Here is a 4,999-nt window from a genome sequence, read left to right as displayed (position 1 = left end):
CATCTGCATCCAGCCGCTGCCGGCGTCGATGTCGCTGATGCTCGGCGCGGCGAGGCCGCTGAAGCTCAGCACGCCGTCTTCGTTGACGGCCTGCGCCGCCGGCAGGCTCAGCAGCGGCGCATCGTTGACCGGCTGCACCGTCAGCACGAAGCTGGTGCTGGTGCTGAACAGGCCGTCCGACACGGTCACGGTGATCGTCGTCGTGCCGCTGGCGTTGGCCAGCGGCGTGAAGCCGAGGGTGCGCGCGCCGCCGCTGCCGCCGAGCACGAGGCTGGCGGTTGGCAGCAGGGCGGCGTTGCTGGACGTCGCCGTGACGATCAGGCTGCTCTCGGCGGTCTGCGCGTCGGCGACGCTGAAGGCGATGGGCGTGGCGGCCGTGTCTTCGGCGAGCGTCTGGGGGGCGATGGTGCTGATGGTCGGGGCGAGGCCGAGGACGCTGTACTCGTAGGCGCCGATGTCGGCCCGCAGGACGTAGGGCGTGCCGCGCTGGTCGGCGCCCAGCAGCGTGAGCGGGTTGGCGGCGTTGCGCGCCAGGCTGGTCGAGCCAATGGCCATCGTGCGCCCGAAGCCGCCGTTGTCCGCGAGGCCGCCCAGCGCGATCGCGCTGGTGGCGACGCTGGTGCGGTCTGTGGCCGCGTCGAAGCTGATCGAGTTGTCGTCGCTGAGGTTGTAGCCGGCCGAGGTGAGCGCCACGCGGTTGCTGTTGTCGCCGGTGTTGGCGGCAAAAAGGGAGTTGGACACGACGACGTCATTGACGGCGTCGTGCTGGTAGATGCCGCCGCCAAGGATGCTGCTGTTGCCCGCGACGGTCACGTGGTCGAGGCTCATGCTGCCCTTGTCGAACCACAGGCCACCGCCCTGGGCCGTGGCCGTGTTGCCGCTGACCGTCACGTTCACCGCGCTGACGGTGCCGCTGCTCCATACGCCGCCGCCGCGCCTGGCCAGGTTCTCAGCCAGCGTCACGTTCTCCAGCACGGCGCTGGACTCGTCTTCGACGTAGAGGCCGCCGCCGTCCTTGTTGCTTGCGGCCACGTTGCCGCGGATCTCGACATCGCGCGCTGTTAGCGTCGCGCCACTGGCGTTGTAGATGCCGGCGCCGTCGACGTCGCCGGAGCTGGTGTCGCCGTTGTTCTGCACCAGCGTGCGCAGCAGCGTCAGCGTGCCGGCGTTGTAGATGCCGCCGCCCTTGCTGCCGCCCTTGCCGACGTTGCCCTGGACGACCGCGTCGCTGAGGTCCAGGTCGGCATTGGCGGTCACGCGGATGCCCGCGCCGCTGTTGCTGGCGCCGCCCTGCACCGTCAGGCCCGACAGGCTGACCGTGCCGCCGCGCACGTCGAACACGCGGTCCAGCCCGGCGCCGTTGATGACGGTGCGCGTGCTGCCGTTGCCGACGATGCGGACGCTGCYGGTGATGTCGAAGTCGCCACCGGCGTTGTTGTCGTCGCCGGTGCCGGCGGCCAGGTCGATGCGGCCGTCGATGGCGAAGACGATGGTGTCGGTGCCGGCGTGGGCATTGGCCTGGCTGATGGCCCAGCGCAGCGTGCCGGCCACGTTGGCCGCGCCGGCGAAATCGGCGGTGCTGGTGACGGTGTAGGTGGCCAGCACGCCGCGCCACTGGGCCTGTGCGAACAGCGTCGGCGCCACGGCGGCCTCGATGCCGCCGGTGGCGTATTCGAGCACCCAGTTGCCGCCGGCGGCCGCCGCGCCGGTGAGGTCGGTGCTGGCGGCCACGTCGGCGCCGGTCAGCGCGGCGAGGCCCTGCACGAGCTGCTGGCCCGCCGCGCTCTGCGCCAGGTCGCAGCCGTAGAGCAGCAGATCGGCGTCGTCGGTCAGCGCCTGGCTCCAGCCGGCGATGGCGCCGGCCCGCTGCAGCAGCGTGGCGCCGTCGAGGCGGCTGCTGCCGAGCTGCATCTGGCCGTCGCTGCCGTGGGCCAGCACGTGGACGGCACTGATGTCATGGCGCGCGGCCAGCGTGTCGCCGATCAGCGCCAGGCCGTCGTCGCTGGCGCCGATGGTGATGATCTCGATGGGCCGGCCGGCGTCGCGCTGGGCCTGCAGGTCGGCGATCAGCGACTGGGCATCGGGCACACCGATGTCGACGAAGACGATCTCGGTGCGCGTGACGGTCGCGCTCGCGGGCACCGTCGTGGTGGAAGCGTGCAGGGCCGCGTCGCCGCTCCACAGCAGCGGCGCCAGGTCGGCCGAATGCAGGATGCGCGGCTCCATCACCTCGGCCAGCAGGCGCCAACTGGCGGCCGGCATGGCTGAGGCGGCCGCAGTGCGGGCGGGGTCGGCCGCGCGCCGGAAGGGGTTCACAACGTCGGAGCCTTGGTCCCGCTCGGCTTGCGGGCGTCCACCGTGGTGGCGGCCTTGCGAGCGCTAGCCGGCGCGGGCGCGTCGGCGAGGTCGGCCTTGCAGCGCAGGCCGGCCGGCAGGCGGTGCTGGGGGTTGGGCAGCCTCAGGCGCACGCGAAAGCTGTTGCTGGCCGCGTCCAGCACCTGGTCGATGTGGCTGACGGTCGCAACGACCGGTTCGGCACCGGGCAGCTCGGGGCGGATGGTGATCTTGTCGCCCGCCGCGATCTGGCCATAGCGCGCGGTCGGCACCATCAGCTCCACGCGCAGCGGGTCGATGACGGCGATGCGCATCAGCGGTCGGTCTTCCACGCGCTCGCCCATGTTGACGTAGCGCTCGACGACGACGCCGGCAAAGGGGCTGCGCACGGTGCGCAGTTGTAGCTGGGCGTCGGCCACGCGCTGCTCCTGCTCGAAGATGCGCTGCTGGCCGCGCACCTGGCGCAGCTTCTGGTTGGCCACCTCGGCCTCGCCTCGCGCCTGCTCCACGGCCTGGTCCGACACGAAGCCTTGGGCCACGAGCGCCTCGGCGCGCTTGACCTTCTGCAGCGACAGATCGTGGCTGGCCGCGGCGGCCATGATGTCGGCGTCGATGCGCGCACGCGTCTGCGCGGCGCCCACATTGGCCTGCTCGACGTCGGCGCGCAGCTTCAGCAGCGGCTGGCCAGCGGCCACCGAGGCGCCGCGGTCGACATGCAGGCGCTCGACGAGGCCGATGACCTGCGAGCCGACCTCGGCGACCTGGTCGGGCTCGATCAGGCAGCCCATCGGCTTGTTCGCCGCAGCAGCGGGGGCGGCGAGGGCCAGCGGCGCGCCGCTCAGCAGCGCCAGGGCGCCGGCGAGGGCGCCTAGGCGTCGTGCCCGGCGAAGGAGAGCCGGCGCTCCCAGTGCAGGTCTTGCTCCAGCAGGCGGCGGCGCATCACGGCGCGCCGCTGTTCTTCTCGCCATTGGGTCCAGGCCCGGAGCAGGGTGGCGCTCCGCAGCCAGCCGGCGACGGCGGTTGGTGGTATCCATATCCACTCAATGTCGGCGTTTTCGGGCTTTTCTGGAGTGGAAGGAAGTCGCACGAAGCAGCGTTCTGTGCTGCCCGGGTCGCCGTGGCGGCCCGCACGGCCGGCCAACTGGCGGTCGAGCCGGCGCGACAGGTTGTGCTGGCAGGAGATGACGTGCAGGCCGCCGGCGGCGCGGGCGGCGTCGTCCAGCTCGATGTCGGTGCCGCGCCCGGCCATGCGCGTGGCGACGGTTACCTGGCCGGAGCGCCCGGCGGCAGCGACGATGGCGGCCTCCTGGGCGTCGTGCAGCGCGTTCAGCACGGCGGCCTCGATGCCCGCTTCTGCCAACCGGGCGGCCAGGGCCTGTGAGGCTTCGACGCTGTCGGTGCCGATCAGCACCGGCCGGCCGGCGGCGCGCAGCTCGGCGGCGCGTGTGGCGACCGCTTCGAACATGGCGCTCACGGTTACAAACCCGCGCGCCGGGCCGTCGGCGCGGCGGCTGGGCCAGTGCAGCGGCACGTTGACGACGGTGGCGCCGTAGACCTCGCGTAACTCGGCGCGGGCTTCCTTCAGCGTGCCGCTGATGCCGGCCAGCCGCCAGTAACGCTGGAAGAAGCGCTGGAAGGTGGTCTGCGCGACGGTTTCGGTCTCGGCCGGCGGGCGCAGGCCTTCCTTCAGCGCCACCACGGTGTGCAGCCCGCGCGACCAGACACGGCCGATGGCGATGCGGCCGGTGACTTCGTCCAGCAGCTCGACGGCGCCGTCCCTCACCACGTAATGTTCGGCGCGCCGGTAGACGTGAAGCGCCGCTAGCGCCGTCAGCACGGCCTCGCGGCGGTAGCGCGGCCGCAGCCAGGGGCCGCCAAGGCCCGCCGCGAGGCCGGCCAGTCGCTCTTCGCCGGCGGTGGTCAGCCGGGCCTGCCGGTCGGCCGCGTGCAGCGAGAAGTCCGCGCCCGCCGTCAGGCCGCGTGCGAGCGACAGCGCCTGCCAGAGGAAGGCCCGGCGCGCGGCATGCGGCGCGGCGCGCGACAGGATGAGGGGCACTTCGGCCTCGTCGAGCAGGATGCTGTCGGCCTCGTCCAGCAAGGCCATGCACAGGCCGCGCAGCAGCGGCGCCGCGCCCGCCAGGCGGTCGCGCAGGAAGTCGAAGGCGAGGTCCTTGGCTGTGGCGTAGACGATGTCGTGGGCGTAGACGGCGCGTCGCGCGTCATCGCCGCTGACGCCGGCCAGCGCAGCGGTACGCAGGCCCAGTGCACTGAACAAAGGCGTCAGGCGCGCGGCATCGCGGGCGGCGAGGTAGTCGTTGGCGGTGATGGCGTGGACCGGCATGCCGGCCAGTGCGGCGACGGCGGCGGCCAGGCCGATGGCCAGCGTCTTGCCCTCACCGGTTGCCATCTCGGCCATGCGGTTGTCCAGCAGCGCGGCGGCGGCGAAGAGCTGGGTCGGTCTAGCCGCCAGGCCGAGCGTGTCGGCGGCGATGCGGGCGACGAGGCCGAGTGCCGCAGCCACAGCGCCGGCTGACAGGCCTTCCCGGCGCAGCCGCATCCGCGTGGCGCGCAGCAGCTCGGCGAGATCGCCCGGCAGCGGTCCGGCAGCTGCCTGCTGTGCCAGGCTGGCCACGCGGCGGCAGGCCGCAGCGGCGCCGCGCCATGC

2 protein-coding genes and 1 pseudogene are annotated in these 4,999 nt (G+C 72.9%); all 3 read right to left on the bottom strand.

The features are described 5' to 3' along the window. The coding region (locus tag ACXRVZ_RS27310; protein WP_458233099.1) for a DUF4347 domain-containing protein at positions 1-2,316 on the bottom strand (2,316 nt) is incomplete at its 3' end. Beyond that, on the bottom strand, positions 2,313-3,122 hold the full coding sequence (locus ACXRVZ_RS27305; RefSeq protein ID WP_457423920.1) for an efflux RND transporter periplasmic adaptor subunit: 810 nt from the start codon (positions 3,120-3,122) through the stop codon (positions 2,313-2,315). The genes ACXRVZ_RS27305 and ACXRVZ_RS27310, both read right to left, overlap by 4 nt. Positions 3,123-3,433: 311 nt before the next feature. Next, positions 3,434-4,999, bottom strand: a pseudogene (locus ACXRVZ_RS27300) (preprotein translocase subunit SecA); the annotation flags it as partial.

Source organism: Roseateles sp. P5_E8, from assembly GCF_054177665.1.
The sequence above is the reverse complement of the archived record's forward strand: the minus strand, read 5'-3'. Positions and strand labels throughout refer to the sequence as shown.